Below are 22659 nucleotides of genomic sequence, written 5' to 3'. Positions count from 1 at the left end.
CCGGGGCTTTTGTTTTGTGCAGTACCGTTATCAGAATGATCTTGTTGCAGGCTGGCTACTGTTTGCTTTTGCACCCTTTACATATTTCTCTACCCAATTGTATTGTTCCCACAACACGTGCAGCAGGTTTTCCTTACCCCGGTAGCCATGGGCTTCGTAGGGCAGCATTACCAGGCGCACGGTGCCGCCATGACCTTTTACGGCATTGAACAGCCGCTCGCTGTTGATGGGATAGGTACCGGTATTATCATCGGCCTCCCCGTGGATCAGCAGCAGGGGCGTTTTAATTTTGTTGGCGTAGCTGAAGGGACTCATCTCGTAATACAGCTGGGGCGCTTCCCAATAGGTACGGTCTTCGTTCTGGAAACCAAAAGGCGTAAGCGTACGGTTGTAAGCGCCGCTGCGGGCAATACCGGCCTTGAACAGGTTGGTATGGGCCAGCAGGTTGGCCGTCATAAAGGCGCCATAGCTATGGCCGCCAACGGCCATGCGGGTACTGTCGCCCACTCCCATTTCCGATAGTTTATTGATGGCGGCACGGGCATTGAGCTCCAGTTGCTCCACAAAGCTGTCGTTGGGCTTTTGACCTGCTTTGGCTACAATGGGCATTTCAGCGGCATCCAGCACGGCATAACCCTGTGTAACATAAAAGATGGGCGAGCCCGAAGAGATGGTGGTAAAACGATGCTGCGAACCCCGCACCTGTGCCGCATCATCGGCCGAGTTGAACTCGCGGGGGTAAGCCCACATGATCACGGGCAGGGGGCCGTCTTTTTCCTTGTTGTAGCCTTTTGGCAAATACAAATTGCCGGTGAGGTCAACGCCGTCGGCGCGTTTGTAAAACACTTTTTGCATGGTTACTCCTTCCATAGCAGGGTAAGGGTTGGCAAACTGCGTAATGGGCCGGTCGGCAACGCGCAGTACCAGGTTTTTAATGTAGTAGTTGGGCACATCCTGCTGCGACTCGCGGCGGGTGAGCAGCACCAGTTTATCGGCATCCAGCACCTCGGCTACATACTCGTAGCTGTTTTCGCCACTGCGCCAGAGTATCTCATTTTTCTTAGTTGCCAGGTCAAACTTAGCAAAGAAGGGCAGGTCCCCCTTGGGCGATGCACCCGTGGTATTGTTCATCAGCAGTTTGGTGCCATTGTCCACCGTAAATACCACGTTGCGGCCATAGTTGTTCTTACGGGTTACAGGTGCACCTGGACTATTATAGGCATCGTTCTGGCTCAGGTCGTACAGCACTTCCATTTTGCCGGTAGCTGGATTGTACAAACTGGTGCGGGTGGTTTGTTTGCTGCGCAAACCTTCGCTCACCAACGCCAGCGTGCTGTTGCCCCACTGCACCCCACGGAAACGCATGCCGGTGCGGAACAACTCTTTGGGCTGTCCAATGAAAGGTGCTGACAGCGCATACACGGCGTCGTGATGCGGCACCTGTTTTTTGATCAGGCCGCTGTCCAGGGGTTTGGCCCATACCAGGGTGGCAGCTTCATCATCGCGCCACTCAAAACCACGGGGCACATCCTGCGTATTGTCGTAGCCGCTGGGCGTGCCTTCGGTGGAGGGCAGGTCAAATAATTTCTTTATGGTCTTGCCCTGGCGGTCCATGATGCTTACCGTGGAGGCAAAGCCATAAGCTGGTACCAGATAAGAAAACGGGCGGCCAAGGGTACGGGCGAGCAGGTATTGGTTATCGGGCGAAAGGGCAATCGAATTATAAATGGCCGGTGCGCCGATTTTTGTTTCCACACCTGCCTTGTTTTGCACCAGCTGCGCCGTAGCATAAAACTGGAACAGCTCTTCATCGTAAGGACTGCGGATCATATCCTGGTAGGTGGGCATGGGTGCCGCCTTACCAATGTTTTCCTGCACGGTGGGGCCCTGTGGCGTAATGCGCTTTTTAGGGGCAGCTGCAGCCGGCTGGGTTGCAGCCTTGTACAAAATGGTCTGGTCGTCTACCCACTGGTACGGACTGCCCAGCGTGGCGTTGAGTGGCTGCTTGCTGATGCGGGTAGCTTTTTGCGTAGCCACATCTATCACGTACAGGTCGAGGCGGTTGTCGCCATTGTGTACAAAAGCGATCTTTTGTTCCGAAGGGCTATAGCTTACGCTGGTAGCCAGCAGTCCCTGCGGCAAGCCGGCAACAGCAACTTCCTTACCTGTGCGGATATTGCGGATGCGGAAATTATTGATGAAGTTCTGGCGGCTGGGTGCAAAGTTGTTGGGGTTGAGCCGCAGGCCAGCGATCTTCAGTTCGGGCTGGCCCAACTCTTCAACATCGGGGTACGACTCGCGTTCGCTCAACAGCATCCATTCACCCTTGCCACTTACCGATACGGCAGGTGTGGGTTTGGCGAGCAACAGGTCGGCAATGTCTTTGGGTGGTGTATGGTACGAGGTGGCATTCTGTGCCTGGAGCGCCCCGGCTACCAGCAGGCTGGCAGCCAACAAACGCAAACTTTTCAAAAGGTGCATCAATGAGAACTTTATTATGAAGCGGAAAAATACAAAGACTTGATACATACAATATTACCACTCTTGTAATTCATACAAATACAACAGTTGACGGGCCACGCCAAGCGGTAGGAGAAAGGCCTGAAAATAGAACCGCGCTGCCTTGCAGGCAACGCGGTTCAAAAGAAAACCAGCACGGAAATATTTAGTTCCGGTCCCTGCCATCCACGGCATCTTCTACCTTGTCGCCAGCCTTCTCAGCGGCATTGCCTACAGCCTTACCGGCCTTCTTTACACCGCGCTTGGTATCGTCCCAGGCATTTTCAATGGCATTACCCGTACGGTCAAAGAAGCGCCCGGTTTTATCCACGGCCTCGCCTTCTTCCAGTTCTATTTCATTGCCATCGCGGGTAACACGGCCGTTGCGGCGCACCAGGGTACCATCGCCCAGGGTTACGTCGTTGTCTGCTTTCACCCACTGGCCATTGCGGTATACCATCACTTCGTTATTGGTATAACGCACATCGCCTTCGCCAGGGGCATAGGCGTTGTTGCCACCGGTGGTAGTAAGGGTGGTAGAAGTGTCGGTTGTCACAGTGCCTACGTCACCGGTCGTGTTCATGGTATCGGTAGCACCAAGATTGTTGTTGTCATTGTTGGCAGCATCATTGCCACAGGCAGCAAGCGTAAGGGCTGCAAAAGCAACCAGGATGTTTTTTTTCATAACCATATGTTTTTGGGTACATGTTTTAGGAAAAGCCGAAGCTTTCCTGCACCTTATTGCCGCATCTATGCCAATTATGTGCCATGACCGCACAAGGTTGGCCCCGGCAGTTTGCCCCTGGAATGAACTTTTTAGCGCTTCAATCCTTGCTAATGGGTATTTCCTTACTTTTCCAAAGATGCTGACTACCGTAACCTTGCTTTCATTTTCCGAAAACAAAGCCCGCGCTTTTGCTGCCATGGGCCTGCTGCCCCGCAAGCTCAAAGGCGTACCTGGCTTGCGCTTTTTTAAGATGATGGGCAGCGGCCGCGGACAGGCATTCAGCCTGCGACCCGATTTTTCGCGCTATTGCCTGCTGGCGGTATGGCAAAGCCAAGCGGAAGCTGCTGCTTTTTTCAGCAGCAATACCCACTGGCTGCAATACCAGGCGCTGGCTGCAGGCACCGTGCAATTCCAGTTGGAGCCCCTGTCGGCAAAAGGCAGCTGGAACGGCATACAGCCTTTCGATCACTCCAATGCCAAACCGCCACAGCATACCCCGGTAGCCGTGCTCACCCGGGCATCGCTCCACTGGCACCGGCTGCCCTCCTTTTGGCGCAATGCCCGCACTGCCACAGCCGATATGCCGCAGGCCGATGGGCTGCAGCTATCCCTGGGCATTGGCGAGGTGCCCTATATCGAACAGGCCACTTTCAGTGTTTGGGAAAACGCGGACAAGATGATGGCCTTTGTAACGGCACCTGCACACCTGCAAGCCATCAAGCTGCGGCACAAGGAAGCATGGTATAAAGAAGAATTGTTTGCCCGCTTTACCATCAGCAAAATCACCTGCGACAGGCCCGAACTGTTTGCAGGTGTGAAAGAGCTGCAGGCTTTGCTGCAAGCGGCATGAACCAAGCCGGCTTATGATAAAAGCAGGATGGCATGATCGTGCAATTTGGTGTAACGGGGGCTATTAACATGTGTTACACCGACGTTGCTGCATCTCCTTCTTTAACCCGGAGTTTACTAAAGCAGCAGGGGATGCCGAAACAAGTTCGGCATGACACCACTCCGTAGTTGACCTTTTCATCTTACCTTAAGAAGTTTGACCAAAAACCAAAAACCAAAAACCAAAAACCAAAAACCAAAAACCAAAAACCAAAAACCAAAAACTCCTAACTCCAAACCCCAAACTCCCAACCCCATCCGCTTACCTTTGCGCCCATGATCAAAAAGGGGGAAGGTTCAACAGCCCGCTGGACCACCACGATGTTCTTTATCCTTTCCGGTTTACTGACGGCTTCCTGGAGCAGCCGCATACCCGATATGCAGCGCTACCTGAAGCTGTCGAATGCCGCCTGGGGCACCGTGCTGTTTGCCATGCCCGTGGGCCAGGTGGCCGGGCTGATGGGCACCGGATGGCTGCTGGCACGCTTTGGCGTAAGGCGGGCCCTCACCGCGGCTACCATCCTGCTTGCACTTGTACTGGTGGGCGCCGGCGCCAGCCAAAGCCGCATCCAGCTGATGGCCGCGCTGTTCGGACTGGGTTTTGGCCGCACCCTGCTCAACATCTCGGTCAACACCCGCGCCACCGAAGTACAGCGCTTTTACCCCAAACCCATCATGGTTACTTTTCACGGGCTGTGGAGCCTGGCCTGTTTTGGCGCAGCAGGTATAGGTTCTATAATGTTGGTAAATGGATGGTTGCCCTTACAACATTTTATCCTGATTGCTGCAACAGCCATTGGCCTCGCCCTGCTCTACGAATGGCGCCGCGATCACAACCCACATGTGGCACCCGACAAAAGGCCGCTTTTTGTAAAACCCGACAATTACCTCGTGCTGCTGGGGCTCATCACTTTTTGCGGTATGCTCTGCGAAAGCGTGCTCTTCGACTGGAGCGTCAACTTTTTTGATAAAGTACTGGACGCACCCAAGGCACTGGCCACCGTGGGTTATACCGCCTTTACCCTGGCCATGACCACCGGCCGCCTGCTGGGCGACCGCCTCGTAGGCCGTTTCGGGCCCATCCGCATGCTGGTGATCAACGGCGGACTGATGGCTGCGGGCTTCCTGTTGGCGGGCCTTGCCCCTTCCATTGCACCGGCCATTGTTGCCTTTGCATTCATAGGACTGGGCGCTTCGGTGATTGTACCCGTGGTATATGTGCTGGCTGCAAAAAGCAAAAAGATGCAGCCTGCTTATGCCCTTGCGGCAGTTACTTTGGTCGGCTACTGCGGTTTCCTGCTGGGGCCTTTGCTCACCGGTTTTATCTCAGAAGTATTGAATATGCAATGGGCCTTTGGCATTCTTGCATTGAGCGGCCTTGGCATCTGCGGCCTGGCTTTGCGCCTGCAGCGAAAGTTTTTTTGAACAAAGAGTTTGAACCACAAAGACAGGAAGGACACAAAGAAGCACGAAGGAATAAAGTAAGAGATCAACCGTTTAGAAAAGCAATTACAGAGCGATGGACTTTAAAGTAAAACACTTCTTTGTGCACCTTCGTGTCCTTTGTGTCTTAGTGGTTCAAAAAACCCAATAGCAACAATGCAATCGATCAGGGAACTGGAAAACTTATTGCTGCCCGCCGAAGAGCAGCCCCCGTTTGCCGATGGCGGCAAGGGGCTGCGCATCGTGGTGCTGCGCCAGTTTCGTTTTCACCGGTCTCTTTGCATCGAGTTGTATGATGCCGGCACTACGCATGCAGGCAAGATCAAAAACCCGCTTTCGCTGGTAAGCGCTTCCGATGCGGCACTCTTTACCACAGATCCCGATGCGCTGCTTTTTTACACCAGCATCAGCCGTTTTCAAAACCAGCCTACGGCAGGCAAAACCGCCGCCGACATCAGGGCGCTCAAAACCATCATCAAGAACCCGCTCGGTCTTCGCTTTTTTGTGCACGATCCCGAAGTTTCGGAAAATATTTCCGCCGCATCGCTCACCGAGGTACAGGCAGGCGCCATCCTGCACAAGGTGGTTTTGCTGGTCAACAAACAGGGTGCTTTTTACCAGGCCCTGCCCCAGTTGCACATAGGGGAGGAAGCCCTGCACCCGCAGCAAGTGCAGGTGAAATTTGACTTCTTTGTATTGCATAAAGGGCTGCTGCACCTGGCGCCCGATTTATCTGTTGTAAAATTGCTGCAGTACTTCAGCACCCGCCAGAAACTGGAGGTGCACGAAAAGCAGTTTGATGCGTTCAATAACCAGGTGCTTGCAAAATTGGAAGCGCGGGTGGAGGTAGTGCATACCTACATAGAAGCGGCAACGGAAAAACAGATAGCCGAAGCAGGCCTCAATGGTGCACAGGAACGTATCATTTACCTGTCCGACCTGGGCCAGTATGTGATCATCAATCCCGTGATGCGTTATGGCAGTATTGAAGTACCCATCCGCAGCAAAAAAGCAGTGTACCTGCCCGATGCACGTGGCCGTATGATGGCCATGCAAAGGGATGAAAAAGCCGAAGACAATTTCCTCGGTTTTATGATCCGGCAGCATTCCCTGTTCTACGAGCAGATGGAAGATGGCCTTACCTGTTTCTACCTCCACCGCGACCGGTTCCTGGATGAAGCCTGGTTCCTCGATGCGTTTGAAGCATGGCGCACTGCGGGTATTTCCATATTCGGGTTCAACCAACTCAAAGGCAATAAACTCAATGCCAACAAAGCCAGTATTTCGGTACATGTACTGAGCGGGCTCAACTGGTTCAACACCAAGCTGGGCGTGCGTTTTGGCAAACAAAATGCATCGCTAAAGCAACTGCAGCAATCGGTGCGCAACAAGAGCCGCTTTGTGCAACTCGATGATGGCACATTGGGGATTCTTCCGGATGCCTGGGTGGAGCGGATGTCGCAGTTTTTCTTTGCCGCCGAAATCGTGGGCGACGACCTCGTAACACCCCGTTCGCAGTTTGATACCCTTAGCCAGCTGTACCAGGAAGAAGAGCTGGACGACGAAGTAAAAACCGCCATCAAAACCTACCGTGAAAAACTGGACAACCTGGAAGCCATTGAACCGGTAACGGTACCCAAGGCGCTAAAAGCCCACCTGCGCAACTACCAGTTGCAGGGATTGAGCTGGCTACACTTTCTCAACGAGCAGGGCTTTGGTGGCGTGCTGGCCGATGATATGGGTTTGGGTAAAACCCTGCAGGTAATTGCCTTTATGTTGCTGTTGCAGGAAGGGGGTAAAAAGGAAACGCACTTAGTGGTGGTGCCCACTTCCCTGCTCTTTAACTGGAAGGCCGAACTGGCCCGTTTTGCACCGACCCTACAAGTGCTTACCCACCATGGTGCGGATCGCAATAAAGACATCAAGTTGTTTGACAACTATGATGTGGTACTCACTTCCTACGGTACCCTGCTTTCCGATATCAGCTACCTGCGCAGGTACCCTTTTGGTTATGTGTTCCTCGACGAGTCGCAACAGATCAAGAACATCGGCTCGCAGCGCTATCATGCCGCAAGGCTGCTGCAGTCGCGCAACAGGCTGGCCATTACAGGCACGCCTATCGAGAACAATACCCTTGATTTGTACGCACAGATTTCTTTTGTAAATCCCGGGTTGCTGGGTAACAAGCAGTATTTCCGCGATGTGTACTCCACGCCCATCGACCGTTTTGGCGAAAGCCGCCGTGCCGCCGAACTGCAACAGAAAGTAACGCCCTTTATTTTGCGCCGCACCAAGGAAGCCGTGGCACAGGAGCTGCCCGACAAAACCGAACAGGTACTGTACTGCCCCATGGGCGAAGCGCAGCGTGCCGTGTACGAAGCATACGAAGCCGAGCTGCGCGATTACCTCGAAGGCAAGATGCAGGACGAGATCCTGCGCAACTCCATCCACGTGCTGCGTGGCCTCACGCAGCTGCGCCAGATCTGCAACGACCCGCGCCTGCTGAAAGCCGACCAGCTGCAGGGACAGGGCTCCGCCAAGATAGAAGCCCTCATGGAGCAGATCGACAGCAAGGCCGGGCAACACAAGATCCTGGTATTCTCGCAGTTTGTGTCCATGCTCGACCTGCTGCGTGCAGAGCTGGAACGGAGCGGCATTGGCTATGCCTATCTCACCGGCGCCACCCGCAACCGCGAAGCTGCTGTTGACCAGTTTCAAAATGACCCGAAAACAAGGGTATTCCTCCTCAGCCTCAAAGCGGGCGGCACGGGGCTTAACCTCACCGCTGCCAGCTATGTATACCTGGTTGATCCCTGGTGGAACCCCGCCGTGGAAGCACAGGCCATCGACCGTGCCTACCGCCTCGGGCAGCACAAAAACGTACAGGCCATCCGCCTGATTTGCCCCGGCACCGTGGAGGAAAAAATGATGCTGCTGCAGGAAGACAAAAAAGCCCTGTCCGCCGAACTGGTGCAGACAGGAGCAGACTTTTTTGGCAGTATGACCAAGGAGGACTGGCAGGAAGTGCTGGGTGGAAAATAAAATGGATGTATCCTGCAAGTTGCCTCCGGTTGGGTAATGGCGCTATGGAGCTTAAAATAGGAACACGGATGGAACGGATGAAACGGATATCCGTTCCAATCCGTTCTATCCGTTTCATCCGTGTTCCTATTAAAAAGTACCCAGCTATTAGGGTACAAAACAACGCCCGCACAATAACTTATGAAAGCGGCTCCGGTCTTGGAGGTCCTCCGGCAGGTTTTGAATTGTCTTTAGGTAATGGGATGAAATCATGGTTATCGTTGGGCGGCAGGATGATGCGGCCCTGCTTCCAGTCTTCCTTGGCCTGCTCGATGCGCTCCCTGCGGGAAGAAACAAAATTCCACCAGATAAACCGCTCGCCTACGGGTTCGCCGCCCAGCATCATCAGGGTGGTATCTTCCTTTGCCTTGATCAGTGGGTCAACGCCCCTGTTGAATACCAGCATCTGTCCCGGCCGGTAAGTGACCCCTGCTACATCAACGCTTCCCTTTACGATGTAAAAACCCCGCTCCGAATGTTCTTTTGGCAAACCAAAGTGCGCACCGCTTTGAAGTACAACATGCATATAAAACAGTGGCGATGCGGTGGGCACCTCGTTGCGCAGCCCATAGGCGTTGCCGGCAATGAGGCGCATCCACACACCGGTATCCGTAAAAATGGGCAGCTGCTCCGGCTTATAGTTGTTGAAAGATGGATTGGACTCCTCGTCCTTTTCGGGGAGGGCCACCCAGGTTTGTATCATCTCCAGTCCGCCGGCCAATGCTGCCGGGTCTTCAAACCTTTCGGAATGGGCAATACCGCTGCCCGCTGTCATCCAGTTCACCTCTCCCGGCCGGATGATCTGCTCCACACCCAGGCTGTCGCGGTGGGTAACCTGCCCGCCAAACAGGTAGCTGACGGTAGACAGCCCGATATGCGGGTGGGGCAACACATCAAGCGAACCCAGCTGGGGTGGCGCTTCCGATATGGGCCCGGCGTGGTCCATGAAGATGAACGGCCCTACCATCCGGCGCTGGCGGAAGGGCAGGATGCGTTTTACCCGTACCGCCTCGCTGATGGCGGCTTCTCTTGCGTCAATGACAATGTCGAGCATAGGTTTGTTTTTTGGCTTGACAATTAATAACCTTTCACCATTCAATATAATCATGTGCTTTCATAATGCGCCCTGTAAGAAAAATACAGGAAACTCCAAGGAGCCTTGGCTGCGCAACACGACATCCGCACTATATGTGAAGCAAACAATTGCAGTCATCGACGGTGTGCTGCTTTTAAAAAATAAAGTACAGAAGCCGTGCGTTGTGCCCATCTACAACACCCAAATGGCCGCCTTCAACTTTATCTTTCTTTTCCAGTTTACCAAAGCCTGCTGGCTTCAATATTGATGAATAGATAGGTATGAAAAATATGCTGCTATTCTTCTTTGCCAGCCTGCTGCTGGCGCCTGCTACAAAGGCGCAAGAGGCAAAAGGCCGGCTGGATATACAACTCAATAAAAACATTGTACAACCTGGAGATTCGCTGTTCGTAGCTGTGAATTACGAAGCCGGCAATAACAAAAACACAAAGCAATCGCTGGCAACAATGGAGCTCATTGTTGAAAATGAACAGGGGCAGCGTACCCGCCTTCGCTGGCCGGTGATTGATGGACAGGCTTCCGGTGCGCTGTATTTACCCGACTCGCTGCCACGCGGCAAATACACCTTGTTTGCAGGTTTGCAGCAACGCTTTTTTGAAGTAGTGGGTAAAGTACGGGAAGGGAGCAAGACCGGTACCATACAGGCCATGCTGTTCACCAAAGACGGTGCATGGGACCAGCAGGAAGTGGCAGTAGCGCAGGACGGCACCTTTGCTATCCGCAACTGGCTTTTTGAAGACAATGCCTTGATGGCTTTCTCTGCCACCCGAAACAGTAAATACCCGCTTGACATTACCATCAGCACGCAGCTCGATTCGAGCAACACGCCCCTGGCTGTGGCTGGCCGAGTGTTTTATGTGGGCAACCCTCCGGCTGCCGTGGGCACGAACCTCAACCAAGCCGTTGCAGCACCTGAAGCTGCTTTTGCAGACCGCGGTAGCGTACTGCCCGCAGTGGTGGTAAGGGCGGTGGCCAAAACACCGGCCCAGCAGTTCGACGAAGAACACGTGAGCAGCTTGTTCCGCTCGGGCGACGAGCGGCTGGTGAGCATCATGGAAGACCCGGCAGCGTTTGGTTTTCCCAATATCCTCACCTACCTGCAAGGCAGGGTTGCCGGCCTACAGGTAACACCCAATGGACCCGGCGGCGGATCGGCAAGATGGCGGGGTGGCCCCGTTGTATTTTTCCTCGATGAAATGAGGGTTGCCGCCTCGCAGGTTGCCAACATACCCATGCCGGACATTGCCATCGTAAAAGCATTTCCCCCGCCTTTCTTTGGTGCTACCGGTGGTGGCGGTGCCATTGCCGTGTATACCCGCAGGGGTGGCGAGGCAAGCTATCTGCCCGCCGGCAGGCAGGTGTTTAAAGTAAGGGGTTATACACCATCGGCAACGGTGCTGCAACTCAACAGGCTGGCGATGTAAACACAGGTAACCCTCCTGTTAACACACAAAGGATTTCAAGTAAAAGCATGCAACATTGCCGCTGTTGAGCCGCGTTGAATCCTTTTGGAATTGGTTGTAAGGGCCTTGGCTTCAGCATTTCCTTACTTTCGTTCCTTACCTCATATAAAGCTCCCTTAACCATAGCACCCACATTCATGGATTTACGCGTTTTACAGGAAATGCCGGGCAACTGCATCGTATTGCTGCCGGATGCGCCTGTCTTTACTATTGTCGCTGCAACAAACGATTACTATAAAACATCCGGACGCACAGCCGAAGAATTGATCGGCAAAGGCGTTTTTGAAGCCTTTCCGGCACCGCCACAGGATCCTGGCCATGCCGGGATGCAACAACTGCACACCTCCTTAAACAATGTTATTCGGCAAAAGATCCCAGACCGGATGCCGATGATACGCTATGACATTGTAAATGCCGACGGCAGCTTCGACGAACGGTATTGGCTGGTGGTTACAAAACCGGTGCTCGGCGGAAACGAGGAGGTGTTGTACATCATTCATACAGTAGAGGAAATGACCTCCCAGTTGAAAGCAGAACAAAGTGCTTCCCGCATCAAGAGCCTGGAACAGTCCTACGATCTTTTTATACAAGCACCAGTGGCAATCGGCATTGCCAGGGGCAGTGAATATATCATTGAACTGGCAAATGACAATTTGTTGGAATCATGGGCCCTTTCAGCAGCAGATGTTTTGGGAAAACCATTCTATGAGGTGGTCCCCGATCCGGATAAATCAGCGTTCAGGCAATTACTGGATCAGGTCTTCAGGTCGGGCAAACCGCATTTTGTTTACGAGCATCCTGTTCGGTTGATGCGGAATGGTAAAGAGGAGCTCCGGTATTTCGACTTTGTTTACAAACCTTTTTACGAAGATGGTTCGGCTGTGCCCGCCGGTATATTTACCGTAGGGCATAATGTAACGGAGCAGGTGGTGGCGCGCAAAAAAGTGGCCGAAAGTGAAACAAAGTTAAAGGCCGTTGTGGAGCAAACACCGGCACCCACGCTGGTGCTTCAGGGCGACGACTTTATTATTGAAAATATCAATGGTCCCATGCTCGAAATGATTGGCCGGGGAACAGAAGTTGTTGGTCAGCCACTTCTTGCTGTAATGCCCGAACTGGAAGGCCAGTACACCTGGCAACAGATGCAGCAGGTGTACCGGAAAGGAATCCATTTCGATTTAAACGAAGTGTTGGTGCCACACCAGCGAACCGGTGTAATGAAAGATTATTATTACAACGTTGCATACCGTCCCTTGAAGGAGGACGGCCGCATCACCGGTGTGATACAGTCGGCTATCGATGTTACCGACCAGGTACTAACGGGTAGAAAAACGGAAGAAAGCGAGGCCAAACTCCGCTCCATTTTAAACTCCGCTCCTACTGCCATTGGTGATTTTGTTGGCCCCGATCTCATCCTCGAAAACCCGAACCAACTCATGATCGAGGTAATGGCAGCAGGGCCCGATGTGGAAGGTAAATCGTTCCGCAAGCTTCTTTCGGGTCTGGTGGAAGAAGAGCAGAAGTTTCTGGACCTGATTGATACAGTTAGAAGTACCGGTGAGCCATTTGAGGCACAAGAGGTGCCTGTATTCTTCAAAGCCAGCAACAAGAACCGGTACTTCAACATCAGCTTTATTCCTTTATTCGACGAAAACGGAGCCGTATATGCCGTTTTAGATGTAAGCGTGGATGTAACCGAGCAAGTGCTGGTGAGAAGAAAGCTGGAAGAAAGCGAAGGACGTTTTCGGTTATTGGCAGACGCCTCCCCTAACCTGATCTGGATGCTGAACCCGGATGGATCGTATGGGTATGTAAACAAAACAACGCTGCATTTTTTAGGCGTAACGCAGGAACAGATTGCAGCTGTGGGTTGGCAACCCTTTCAACACCCCAAGGAACTGGAGCCCACCACCAAGGCTTTGCAAAAAGCGATACAAAACCAAGAGCCTTACCAGATGGAACACCGGCTGCGCTACCATGATGGCACATACCGGTGGATGTTGTCGCAGGCAATTCCAGTGTATGATGCAAACGGTAATGTCTTCGCCTATGTTGGTTCCAGCATCGACATAACGGAAAATAAAAACAACCGGCAGGAATTGATCACTGCACTTGAGCAGGCAAGGCTGTCTAAAGACGCCGCCGAACTGGGCACTTTCGATATGGACCTGGAAAGAGGCACCTTGCACTGGGATGACCGCTGCCGCACCCTTTTTGGTATTAGCCACCACGGACCGGTTACCTACGAAAAGGATTTTGCTTGCGGGCTTCACCCCGACGACCGGGAAAGAATTCTAAAGGTCATCGAACAGTTGTTTATCAAATCCATCTCCAACGGCGAATACGATGTTGAGTACCGCACCGTGGGTGCCGAGGATGGTGTGATCAGGTGGGTAAGAGCAAAAGGCAAGGTCTATTTTGATACGCAGGATAAGCCGGTTCGTTTTATCGGGTCCGTACTCGACATCTCGGAGAAAGTAATGGATATTCAACGCATTGAACACCTGGTGGAGGAACGCACCCGGGAAGTAGCGCAAGCAAATGAAAAGCTGTTACAAACAAACAAAGAGTTGCACCGCTCCAACCAAAACCTGGAAGAGTTTGCCCACGCAGCATCGCACGACCTGAAAGAGCCGATCCGTAAGATTCACTTTTTCACCCACCAGTTAAGAGCGCAACTGGGCGACAGGCTAACAGATAGTGAAGTCCGCTCCTTCAGTCGGATTGAGAATGCCACCAAGCGTATGGGAAACCTCATTGATGATTTACTGCTTTATTCACATGTAAGCCAACGACCGCACGAAACAGAAGCCGTCGACCTGAATGAAAAAGTGCAGCGGGTATTGGAAGATCTGGACCTGGATATTGAAGAAAAAGATGCCACCATCATAGCCGGAAAGCTTCCTGTAGTGCAGGGTTACCGGAGGCAGTTGCAGCAACTGTTTCAAAACTTAATCAGCAACGCCCTGAAGTATAGCAAGGCAGATGAGCCGCCACGGATTGAAATAACGGCTGCTATAATAGAACAAGCTGGAAAGTCCTACCACCTACTTTCGGTAAAAGACAATGGGATTGGTTTTGACCCGGCCTATGCCGACAAAATATTCCAAATGTTTGCACGGCTGCATGGCAAAGCCGAATACAGCGGAACCGGGGTTGGACTATCCATTGTAAAAAAAGTGGTAGAAAACCATGATGGCTTTATCGAGGTAGCAAGTGAAGTTGGGGTAGGGTCAACGTTTAAAATATTTTTACCGGTTTAAGGTTTTAAAAGGCAGCATTTTTATAATAGCAAAAGGTTGCTTGTTCCGCAGGTTTGATAAAGTATACTGCTGGTGCTTAGCAGAAAAACTAACTTCATCAAAATGGGCCAAGATGACCAGGTGTTCCCAGGATATTGCCACACGTGATATACAGGACTTAATCAACAAGGAAATACTGGAGAAAAAGCAGGCTGGCGGGCGAAGCACCAGTTGCCAAACAAGTGAATTTGAAGCATAGCATCTTCTTGGATAGAAAACCAAGAAGACCTGAATCAAATAGCCAAAAACAAAGTCAGAGGAGTTAATTGATACCTTTCTTTATAAAACCAGAGTAAATAAAAATGCTTGAGTACAAGTACTCAAGCATTTTGTCGTAGCCCGGACAAGAATCGAACTTTCTTAATCACCTTTTCTCATCCTTTTTCCTTTTTTACCCTTTCTCGCTTTCAATGTGGCATTTGCCGGAAATTATGAGCATAAACAGCAAAAGCCAATAAAGATAAAGTGTACTACAAAGTGTACCACATTGGGTATTTTTTCATAGCTTTAGTTTCAACCATTACCAATGAAGGTTTCATTTTACCTGACCCGTCCAAAAGCAAAGGGGGAGGCAGCCATCTTTGCCCGTCTTTGCTATTCCGGATATAAGATCAAGTACATCATTCCCGAGGCCATCAATCCAAAATTTTGGAACAAGGACACCCAGCGTGCCAGGGAGACACAGAAATTCAGGGAATACCCAGAGTTTAATACAAGAATCGACAGAATTGAGAGCGACATCAAAACCGTTTACCGGAAATACCTCAACGACCACAATTCGACTCCAGTGCCTGAGGCCATCAAACCTCTCCTCGATGCTGCTATCAGGCACAATAAGGAGCAAGATGCTGGGAAAACGTCTTTTTTCCGCGTGTTTAAGGACCTGCGTGATAAATCTGAAAGTGGCGCCCGCCTGAACATTAAAACGGGAAAGCCTATCAGCTATCATACTTACAAAACGTACAAAACGGTATTCAACCACCTGGAGGATTTTCAAAGATCCTACCACCGACCAATTGACTTTCCAACAATCGATATTGAATTTTACCAGGACTATATGGAGTACCTGGCGAAAACCAAAAAGCTTGCAACAAATACAATTGGAAAGCATTTCCAAATAATTAAAACTGTTGTGGGTGAAGCTGCTGAGCGTGGTATCCAAATAAATCTTGCTTATAAGAGCCGAAGGTTCACGGTGGTAAAAGAGAAATCTGATAGCATTTACCTAACCGAAGCAGAAATAAGGGAGTTAGAAAGCCTGGACCTGCAAGCTGATTCAAAGCTGGACAGGGTCCGAGATCTGTTTATTATTGGGTGCTATACTGGCCTTAGGTATTCTGATTTCTCTGTCCTAAAGCCAGAGAACATCAATAACGGGGTAATAGACATCAATCAGACTAAAACGGGCAACAGGGTTGCTATTCCAGTTCACCCCACTGTAAAACGCATTATTGCCAAGTATGATGGTCAACTGCCGGCAGCAATCAGCAACCAGAAAACCAATGATTATTTGAAAGATATTGGTAAAAAGCTGGAGTGTCTGCAAAAATCCTTTTCTAGGTCCATTACGAAGGGTGGCACCAAAGTATTGACCAACCTCCAGAAATGGGAAGCTCTTACAACCCATACAGCCCGCAGAAGCTTCGCAACTAATGAATACCTGGCAGGCACTCCTGTTGTAACTATCATGGCCATTACGGGCCATAAATCGGAAAAAACCTTTTTAGGATACATCAAGTTGGCGCCTACTGAGCATGCACAACTGCTAAATCTACATTGGGAAAAGCGGGCCAATTTAAAGGCTATATGATTTGATTCTTTCAACTACAATAAACATCTTGTATAATGTTTACTTTCAAAACTGACCTTTTCAATTTCTATATAAAAAGAGTGAAGGAAGTTTATCAACTTTCCCTATCCTTTCCATTTGATACTAACCCAGGCACCTGCAAGGATACCTATGAAAGATTACTTGAAACCATTTACGCTATTGTAGATGCGGGTTCCCTCCCAGCAATTGAGGAAATTAGGCAGAATCTTATTGGGATAACTGAACCTAAGCATATAGAGGCTTACCATTCCTATGTACAAGAGAAGCTTGAGAAATTATCTGCAATGTTTTCTGCCTTCAAACCTAAAGGTATTGAATGGGAAAGGAGCTTTGATCACTTAAACCTTGACAAACATGTTGTCTCAACAAGGAATGGAAACAATAGAACAATGAGGTGGGCAAGTGCAGGAGAGGATGAAGATGGCCAAACCCCTGCAGCCCACTTGAACGCAAGCTTGGATTCGATAGAACATACAATCAAGCGTATTCGTAGGTTAACGGATGAAATATTTACAAAAAGCATGGATTTGAAACTGAAGGTAGATCCAGTGGTGGAGGCTAATCACATATTAAGTAGCGTTCAAAGTAGCAACCAATTCATTAAACTAAACTGGCTGGGCCAAAAAAATCAAATTTACCAAGTCCTTCGAAAGCTTAAGCAAGATGGCTTAATTGGCAACAGCTATAACGAGTTAGCCGATTTCCTCATTCAAAATGTAGTAGGATTCCACAATACCAAAAAGGAAACTGTTGAAAAAGAACTTAAACGAGGTGATTTACCGAAAAAGGGAAAAAGAATTGATTTAGATCCAGAATAGAAAAAACTGTCCCCCCAAACAGTACGGGGGAATTGACTTGCTTTATTTGATTTTGTCCATTTGTGTAAAAGAACGCAAATGGACAATTTCATTTTATCCCCTATCTCTCTTGATGCCCTACAATCTTCAATCGCAGCATGTGTAAAAAAAGAAGTAGAGGCAGCACTTGAAGTCAATGCTCGTACAAAGTCTAAGGACGATTTTATTTCCAGAAAAGATGCTGCTAAACTTCTTTCTATCTCCTTACCAACTTTGCACGAGTGGACCAAAAATGGAACAATACCGGCCTATCGTGTGGGCAAATTCGTCAGGTATAAAAGCACTGAAGTTTCTGGCTGTATGAACAAGATCAGAACAAGCTTAAAACGTTGATATTCAACTAACTTATTCTTCACTATCCCCTTTTCACTCTTTTTTGTTCCAATTCTGCCCTTTTAATATATAAGGGCATGAACACACAAATCACACTTCTTACCCGGAAAGAAATCGCATGCCTCTTTAGTGTCACTCCGGGCACAGTTAAGAACTGGGAAAAGAAAAATTTAATCAAACCAAACGTGCGCATTAACGGCAGGCCCAAATACCTGCAGGAAGACGTGCGCCGATTAGCAAACCTCGACAAATTATCACTCGATGGAACAAAAGCCTGAAGTACTATCTGTAAGTGAAATCTACAGCAGGTATAGTACCACTACGCCGCGGATCCTTCGAAGGTGGATCAACACCCAAATGTTGAAACCGGTTTGCAAAATCAACAAAACACCTCGGTACTCTAAAGCTGAGGTAGAAAAACTGGTTACATATGACCTAAAAACTCCAAAATAATAATCAATCCAATGTTCCCAGAAAACAACCTACCTCCTTCTCCTAACAACACTTGGGGAGAGAAATCGAAAAGTCAAACGGTTAATTATATCTCCTTAATAAACAGTGTTTGGCAAGAAATGCCTTTCCTCGATGGATATAAGGGTACCCATGCCGCTGTATTCTTTGCAATTGTTGATAGCATCAATCGTAATAGGTGGCACTCCGTCGCCCTTCCCCTAGATTATATAATAAACAAAATAGGCTTCTGTCGAAAGGCTTACACTGATTCTCGTATTTGGTTGGAGAAAAATGGAATGTTATCAATCATTCCAGGGAAAAATGCCAATCAAATGGCCATTTTCAGCCTTGGTCCAGCTGTTCATATATGGACAGGTAGATATACAGGTACGGATACAAGTACAGATACATCAACATCAAAAACACCTGTTCAAAAAAGGACAGCTAGACGCACACATTATAAAACAGGAAACAAAGAAGATAAACCTAAAACACTATCAGAAGAATTTGAGAAGTGGTGGAATGCCTATGATAAAAAAGTAGGCTTAACAAAGGCGGTAATTGCATGGGAGCACTTAAGTGAAGAAGAAAGGCGCCTTGCATACTCTCATACCCTTTCTTATGTACAATCAACAAGTGAAGCAAGGTGGAGAAAGGATCCTTGTAAATACCTTGAAGAAAAGGCATACCACGACGTAATAATTCCTTTGTCCAGTTCAAGTAAAAATCACTCTTCAATACTTCAACCAATAACATATGGCAATCGAGCAAGATTCTAAAACAAGGCAAGTTTGGATTCCAGAAGGCGGACGCATCACATTAACCTTTGGTGAATACAAAGAATTTCTTTTAACCAGGGCAAAGGAGATTGAACCAAAATTTGAAGTTGATGAGCATTTTAAAAAGATACTTACACCTTTGAGCCTTTACTTTTGGCGCTTGGATGATTTCGAAAACAAAGGTTATGGATTACTAAACAAAGGACTCTTTATCACTGGTAATGTAGGGGTTGGCAAAACTTTGTTAATGAAGCTTTTTTGCCAAAATGCCGTTAGGCCTTTACGGGTCCTATCTACCAACATTGTAGCTGATACCTATCAAGAACATGGAATTGAGTATTTACGAAATAAATACTGTTCTGGGCCAACCAATTACAGCCACTCGAATATATGCTTTGATGATCTAGGAGCCGAAAGAATTGGTGTAAAGCACATGGGAAATGATATCAATGTCATGGAGCAAGTAATCTTGAACAGGTATGAACAAGGCCAGCACAACTTAACGCATTTCACATCCAACTTGGATGCTGTCCAAATTGAAAAGCTTTATGGAACGCGAGTAAGGTCCCGTTTGAGGGAGATGGTGAACTTTTTTGAATTTGGAGGAGAAGATCGCAGGGAATGACGGGAACTTTCAAGATTTGCGTAAACATTCGGATTACCGCATTATAGCATTTACGATGTCAATGGCCACGGCATCGCCAAGTGTGGCCGCAGCCTCCTTGCGTGTCTCATCGGCGGCCTTATCCCAAAACCCCGTAGGCTTCAGACCTTTCTTTTTAATGGATAAAGCAATAGCATACGCCATGGCATTTGTGCGTGTTTCAAAATTCACCCCATTTCGCTCCTGGCCTAATGGATTTCTCCTGGCTTCTTTAGTTGTTGCTTTCAACCCTTCCCGCTCCATCCATTTACGGATACTAAGCATAAAGGCCCTGCTTACATGGTAATGCCGGAAAGTAAAGGGTGTGTTGTAAGATTTGTTTTGAAGGCCCTGAACGCCCTTATTTACGAAAGCATAATAAAACAACACCTTCATATCAATCGAGTAAACCCCGCCCTTCTCGGTTACATCCGTAAGCTGAATGCTATCCGCCAGCTGGCCGCTGTTGACTGCGTTTATCCTGGAAAGTTCGGATTCTGCCACCTTCTTAAAAGTGATGGCCAATTCAACCATCTTCTTTTCTGTAGCATCAAACTGTATAGGCTCGGTGGATCGGGTAGATCCTGCGCTATCCAGCCAACCAGAATCTAAAAGGTTACGTTGATTTTTTCGGATACTCTGTGCCATCAAGGGTAAATAGAAAAACACCCGAGGCATTGCGGCTACTGATCCGGGGCTGGCTTGTCTTTATCGCCTCCCTGTAGCGGTAAACGGCTCCCGTATTTGTATTGGTGGGCATTGGTCTGCGTTGCGCTTATGGCTGCCCAGTCGAGCAGCATATCCTTTAATTGCGCGTGGGAAATGGTGTATCCAATGTTTAGGATGATATGCTTTTGCTGCAGATAATCTTTGAGGTATTCGTCCACATTGGGCATGCAATGAAGTTACCATTATTGGTTTGGCTTCGATATCTCCTGATCCAACTTTCACATCAACGAAGAGTTCTCAGGGGTCATTACGCGCGTGTATATGGCCAGCTTTCTGAAAAAACAGTGGGGAAACAGTGAGGTTACTGTGAAAACCGGTGCTTCTGAAGGTTTTTTTCCGGTCTATACGCGCGTGTCAGAAATTATATCTCCGTATCTGACGCGTGCGCGAAGGTTTTTGGTGGGTCACTTACATGCGGGTGTAGTCATATGCCACTATCTGTTCGCGCGTTTAGGAAATCATATCTCGCTATCTGACGCGTGCACGTGTGGCCCTTAAAGTTTTTTAATAAAACAACTTGTTTTATTGTTCCAAGATGCGAATTTCTATATATACCCCTGAAAACAACTTACTAAATGGCTCGAACCGCAACCCTAAATAAGCGCGTAATGATCCCAGCATATACGCCCCCTGCTGTGAAAATGGCACTTAATGACTTATCCAGGGAAACAGGGCTGAGCCGGTCCAGGCTAATCGAGCAAGGTATCAGCCTGCTGTTGGAGCATTACCTCACCAAAAAGAAACAAGATGAAGAAGAATCTACTCCAGCGGTATGTGGAGCAGGTGGAACGGGAACAGGAGCGACGGCGGCAGGAAGCACTCCCCCTCCGCCAAAAGCTCAGGAATCTGAAGCTGCACATTCAGCAGACACTAGCACCCATCCCGACAAAGAAGGCCATAGCAGCCCCGAAACAGCCTTCAGTAGGGAAGACGCCCCAACAGGCCAAGCCAGTGCAGATGATATCACAAAACAGGCCCATGCCGTCCCCTGGTGGAAGGATTACAAATGAAGAAGCCCGGCGCCAAATTATCGAAGTACTAAAAGAATATGACCGCAATAAAAACCGCAAATAATGAATAAAACAACTAAAGCCAGACCTGTGCTGGCCTTTGAGGATCGTCAGAATATCGACAGTATTAAGTGCATCGTAACACAAGACCTGCACGGCGCCCTGTCTGCTATGGTAGGCGCATTTCATGCCCTTGGCGTGGGTAGTCTTGATATATCGGAGTTGAAAAGCCTGGCTGAAGACCCGGAAACCGTAGTAAGGGATAAAGTAGCCAGCACTATTGAAGCTCCAATTGTTGCCGGCTTCAGGATGAAAAAGGAAAGCATCATCAACCAGCTAGAACTCCCCGACATCTCCGAATTAAAGGCAGCAGCTGCCCGCGTGATAAAGATTGGCGGCAACCGGCTATCATTGTTCCTTACGATGTATGAACTGGAAGGTAAAGAGGTGAGGGTGAAGGAAGCCACCTTGGAAACCTACTTGGATGGATCGCGGACTTATGCCATCACTCCGGAAGAAATAGAGGTGTTGGAAAAGTACAATGCCTTCCTGCAGGCCTATAATGATTTTGATGCCCTGCTGAAAACAAAAAGCAGAACAGCTGGCGGCTTGAATGCTTTCCCTGCCCAAGTACTGCTTTATAAAGACTCAGTAGGCAGGGGTGTTATCAATCCTGCCATCTATAGCGCCATTATGAACCCTGGCACGGGTAGTTTGCATTTTAACCGCAATGCTGTAGCGTAATGGGTTGAAAGTGGATGGTTAAAATTCTATTGCCGGAGCGCTAGTCACCATGGCAGTCAGCACCGGTACTAATTAAGCCCCAGTTAAGAAGTACATACCTTTGTTTTGGTTACTGCGGAGACGTAGTAATTATTAGGTAACGGGCTACTCTTTCTAGGGTGGCCCTCTTTATTTTTCAAAGCTCCTCTATACATGCAAGCCAAAAAGAATAAAGGCAAACCTGCTGGCGCCCACTCCATGCGCAATATTGAAATCCTAAATCGATACCTCTTGGCCCGGGCACAACAGCAGCAAAATCACCCCCAAGCTGTTGCCTTTTGCTTTGTGAAGAACAGGAATAAAACAGGAATAAATGAGAAGTATAAAAATCCCGGCTGATGCCGAATATGTGAATGTAGACATCCCAGATACTACCATTCTAGCACTTAACGAAGTAGTGATCTGTGAAGACAACGGGTGGGCTTATGTAGGTGATGGCATAACCCAGTTGAAAACCCTCCCGCCTATAAACAAATTATTTGCATCCCCGGACAGACCCAGAAGGGTTAGAAAGCTGATGATGCCAACGGAAGACAAGGAAATGAGCCCAGATCATGTACTGGGTGAAAATGAAGTGTTCGTGGATCTTGACGGAACAGGTATTTACGCAGGAGACGGGAAGACCAAGGTTAAAAACATTCTGCCTTCAACCTCTATTTCCGTTGGCCCGCCTCATGAGGGGTCGATCATAAACTTTATCATATGGAAGTTTTTAAACGCCTGATATGGTGCTGAAGGTCCG

At 49.1% G+C, this 22659-nt stretch carries 19 protein-coding genes and 1 pseudogene; 15 read left to right on the top strand and 5 right to left on the bottom strand.

Going from position 1 to position 22659, the window contains the following annotated elements; translation table 11 throughout:
- Positions 1-30: 30 nt before the first annotated feature.
- Both BUE76_RS04405 and BUE76_RS04400 read right to left on the bottom strand, forming a co-directional pair.
- Positions 31-2481 carry a S9 family peptidase gene (locus BUE76_RS04405; RefSeq protein ID WP_073044992.1) on the bottom strand — a complete coding sequence of 817 codons (2451 nt, stop codon included), beginning with the start codon at positions 2479-2481 and terminating at the stop codon, positions 31-33.
- A 184-nt stretch (positions 2482-2665) separates the two neighbouring features.
- On the bottom strand, positions 2666-3184 hold the full coding sequence (locus tag BUE76_RS04400; RefSeq protein WP_073044990.1) for a DUF6799 domain-containing protein: 519 nt from the start codon (positions 3182-3184) through the stop codon (positions 2666-2668).
- A 178-nt stretch (positions 3185-3362) separates the two neighbouring features.
- Between BUE76_RS04400 and BUE76_RS04395 the strand changes: the two genes are divergently transcribed.
- The 3 genes from BUE76_RS04395 (at position 3363) to BUE76_RS04385 (ending at position 8599) form a co-directional block, all read left to right on the top strand.
- Entirely contained in the window at positions 3363-4076 is a 714-nt protein-coding gene (locus BUE76_RS04395; RefSeq protein WP_073044988.1) for a hypothetical protein, read from the top strand.
- Positions 4077-4390: 314 nt separating this feature from the next.
- Entirely contained in the window at positions 4391-5539 is a 1149-nt protein-coding gene (locus BUE76_RS04390) for an MFS transporter (RefSeq protein WP_073044986.1), read from the top strand.
- Between the two features lie 174 nt (positions 5540-5713).
- Positions 5714-8599: a DEAD/DEAH box helicase gene (locus tag BUE76_RS04385; protein WP_143157367.1), complete on the top strand. Its 2886-nt coding sequence runs from the start codon at positions 5714-5716 to the stop codon at positions 8597-8599.
- A 178-nt stretch (positions 8600-8777) separates the two neighbouring features.
- On the opposite strand, the gene BUE76_RS04380 is transcribed toward BUE76_RS04385, so the two are convergent.
- Complete coding sequence (locus BUE76_RS04380) at positions 8778-9692, bottom strand: pirin family protein (RefSeq protein ID WP_073044984.1); 915 nt, start codon at positions 9690-9692, stop codon at positions 8778-8780.
- A 302-nt stretch (positions 9693-9994) separates the two neighbouring features.
- Between BUE76_RS04380 and BUE76_RS04375 the strand changes: the two genes are divergently transcribed.
- The 8 genes from BUE76_RS04375 to BUE76_RS04335 all read left to right on the top strand — a co-directional run bounded on the left by BUE76_RS04375 (position 9995) and on the right by BUE76_RS04335 (position 19377).
- Entirely contained in the window at positions 9995-11158 is a 1164-nt protein-coding gene (locus tag BUE76_RS04375) for a hypothetical protein (RefSeq protein WP_073044982.1), read from the top strand.
- Between the two features lie 176 nt (positions 11159-11334).
- Positions 11335-14460: a PAS domain-containing sensor histidine kinase gene (locus BUE76_RS04370; RefSeq protein WP_143157366.1), complete on the top strand. Its 3126-nt coding sequence runs from the start codon at positions 11335-11337 to the stop codon at positions 14458-14460.
- Between the two features lie 565 nt (positions 14461-15025).
- Positions 15026-16309 (top strand): site-specific integrase, encoded by a 1284-nt coding sequence (locus BUE76_RS04360; protein WP_073044977.1) that lies wholly within the window; start codon positions 15026-15028, stop codon positions 16307-16309.
- A gap of 35 nt (positions 16310-16344) precedes the next feature.
- Positions 16345-17148 carry a hypothetical protein gene (locus BUE76_RS04355; protein WP_073044975.1) on the top strand — a complete coding sequence of 268 codons (804 nt, stop codon included), beginning with the start codon at positions 16345-16347 and terminating at the stop codon, positions 17146-17148.
- A gap of 78 nt (positions 17149-17226) precedes the next feature.
- On the top strand, positions 17227-17520 hold the full coding sequence (locus tag BUE76_RS04350; RefSeq protein WP_073044974.1) for a helix-turn-helix domain-containing protein: 294 nt from the start codon (positions 17227-17229) through the stop codon (positions 17518-17520).
- A gap of 77 nt (positions 17521-17597) precedes the next feature.
- Positions 17598-17798 (top strand): MerR family transcriptional regulator, encoded by a 201-nt coding sequence (locus tag BUE76_RS04345; RefSeq protein ID WP_073044972.1) that lies wholly within the window; start codon positions 17598-17600, stop codon positions 17796-17798.
- 186 nt (positions 17799-17984) lie between these two features.
- Positions 17985-18752 carry a hypothetical protein gene (locus tag BUE76_RS24120; RefSeq protein ID WP_143157365.1) on the top strand — a complete coding sequence of 256 codons (768 nt, stop codon included), beginning with the start codon at positions 17985-17987 and terminating at the stop codon, positions 18750-18752.
- Positions 18730-19377 carry a P-loop NTPase family protein gene (locus BUE76_RS04335; RefSeq protein ID WP_073044968.1) on the top strand — a complete coding sequence of 216 codons (648 nt, stop codon included), beginning with the start codon at positions 18730-18732 and terminating at the stop codon, positions 19375-19377. Before BUE76_RS24120 ends, BUE76_RS04335 begins: the two co-directional genes overlap by 23 nt.
- Before the next feature lie 33 nt (positions 19378-19410).
- Here BUE76_RS04335 and BUE76_RS04330 read toward each other — a convergent pair whose 3' ends face one another.
- Complete coding sequence (locus tag BUE76_RS04330; RefSeq protein WP_143157364.1) at positions 19411-20043, bottom strand: hypothetical protein; 633 nt, start codon at positions 20041-20043, stop codon at positions 19411-19413.
- A gap of 35 nt (positions 20044-20078) precedes the next feature.
- Positions 20079-20291 (bottom strand): hypothetical protein, encoded by a 213-nt coding sequence (locus tag BUE76_RS04325; RefSeq protein ID WP_073044964.1) that lies wholly within the window; start codon positions 20289-20291, stop codon positions 20079-20081.
- Between the two features lie 408 nt (positions 20292-20699).
- On the opposite strand from BUE76_RS04325, the pseudogene BUE76_RS25440 reads away from it, so the two are divergent.
- The 4 genes and pseudogenes from BUE76_RS25440 to BUE76_RS04305 all read left to right on the top strand — a co-directional run.
- Positions 20700-20840 (top strand): annotated as a pseudogene (locus BUE76_RS25440) (ribbon-helix-helix domain-containing protein); the annotation flags it as partial.
- Positions 20841-20871: 31 nt separating this feature from the next.
- Positions 20872-21198, top strand: a complete 327-nt coding sequence (locus BUE76_RS04320; RefSeq protein ID WP_245798384.1) for a hypothetical protein — start codon at positions 20872-20874, stop codon at positions 21196-21198.
- Complete coding sequence (locus BUE76_RS04315) at positions 21198-21878, top strand: hypothetical protein (protein ID WP_073044961.1); 681 nt, start codon at positions 21198-21200, stop codon at positions 21876-21878. The genes BUE76_RS04320 and BUE76_RS04315 overlap by 1 nt, the downstream gene beginning before the upstream one ends.
- 352 nt (positions 21879-22230) lie before the next feature.
- Positions 22231-22641 carry a hypothetical protein gene (locus tag BUE76_RS04305; protein ID WP_073044957.1) on the top strand — a complete coding sequence of 137 codons (411 nt, stop codon included), beginning with the start codon at positions 22231-22233 and terminating at the stop codon, positions 22639-22641.
- Positions 22642-22659: the final 18 nt, after the last annotated feature.

Source organism: Cnuella takakiae (assembly GCF_001953305.1).
GTDB classification, from domain to species: domain Bacteria; phylum Bacteroidota; class Bacteroidia; order Chitinophagales; family Chitinophagaceae; genus Flavisolibacter; species Flavisolibacter takakiae.
Note: the sequence above shows the minus strand (reverse complement) of the source record. Positions and strands in the feature narration are given on the sequence as shown.

Bases quoted from the DNA above. Each gene is read 5' to 3' on its own strand.
- BUE76_RS04395 (WP_073044988.1), top strand. From the start codon at position 3,363: ATGCTGACTACCGTAACCTTGCTTTCATTTTCCGAAAACAAAGCCCGC.
- BUE76_RS04385 (WP_143157367.1), top strand. From the start codon at position 5,714: ATGCAATCGATCAGGGAACTGGAAAACTTATTGCTGCCCGCCGAAGAG.
- BUE76_RS04370 (WP_143157366.1), top strand. From the start codon at position 11,335: ATGGATTTACGCGTTTTACAGGAAATGCCGGGCAACTGCATCGTATTG.
- BUE76_RS04375 (WP_073044982.1), top strand. From the start codon at position 9,995: ATGAAAAATATGCTGCTATTCTTCTTTGCCAGCCTGCTGCTGGCGCCT.
- BUE76_RS04405 (WP_073044992.1), bottom strand. From the start codon at position 2,481: ATGCACCTTTTGAAAAGTTTGCGTTTGTTGGCTGCCAGCCTGCTGGTA.
- BUE76_RS04320 (WP_245798384.1), top strand. From the start codon at position 20,872: ATGAAGAAGAATCTACTCCAGCGGTATGTGGAGCAGGTGGAACGGGAA.
- BUE76_RS04345 (WP_073044972.1), top strand. From the start codon at position 17,598: ATGAACACACAAATCACACTTCTTACCCGGAAAGAAATCGCATGCCTC.
- BUE76_RS04330 (WP_143157364.1), bottom strand. From the start codon at position 20,043: ATGGCACAGAGTATCCGAAAAAATCAACGTAACCTTTTAGATTCTGGT.
- BUE76_RS04380 (WP_073044984.1), bottom strand. From the start codon at position 9,692: ATGCTCGACATTGTCATTGACGCAAGAGAAGCCGCCATCAGCGAGGCG.
- BUE76_RS04305 (WP_073044957.1), top strand. From the start codon at position 22,231: ATGAGAAGTATAAAAATCCCGGCTGATGCCGAATATGTGAATGTAGAC.
- BUE76_RS04325 (WP_073044964.1), bottom strand. From the start codon at position 20,291: ATGCCCAATGTGGACGAATACCTCAAAGATTATCTGCAGCAAAAGCAT.
- BUE76_RS04355 (WP_073044975.1), top strand. From the start codon at position 16,345: ATGTTTACTTTCAAAACTGACCTTTTCAATTTCTATATAAAAAGAGTG.
- BUE76_RS04400 (WP_073044990.1), bottom strand. From the start codon at position 3,184: ATGAAAAAAAACATCCTGGTTGCTTTTGCAGCCCTTACGCTTGCTGCC.
- BUE76_RS04390 (WP_073044986.1), top strand. From the start codon at position 4,391: ATGATCAAAAAGGGGGAAGGTTCAACAGCCCGCTGGACCACCACGATG.
- BUE76_RS04335 (WP_073044968.1), top strand. From the start codon at position 18,730: ATGGCAATCGAGCAAGATTCTAAAACAAGGCAAGTTTGGATTCCAGAA.
- BUE76_RS04315 (WP_073044961.1), top strand. From the start codon at position 21,198: ATGAATAAAACAACTAAAGCCAGACCTGTGCTGGCCTTTGAGGATCGT.
- BUE76_RS04360 (WP_073044977.1), top strand. From the start codon at position 15,026: ATGAAGGTTTCATTTTACCTGACCCGTCCAAAAGCAAAGGGGGAGGCA.
- BUE76_RS24120 (WP_143157365.1), top strand. From the start codon at position 17,985: ATGTTCCCAGAAAACAACCTACCTCCTTCTCCTAACAACACTTGGGGA.
- BUE76_RS04350 (WP_073044974.1), top strand. From the start codon at position 17,227: ATGGACAATTTCATTTTATCCCCTATCTCTCTTGATGCCCTACAATCT.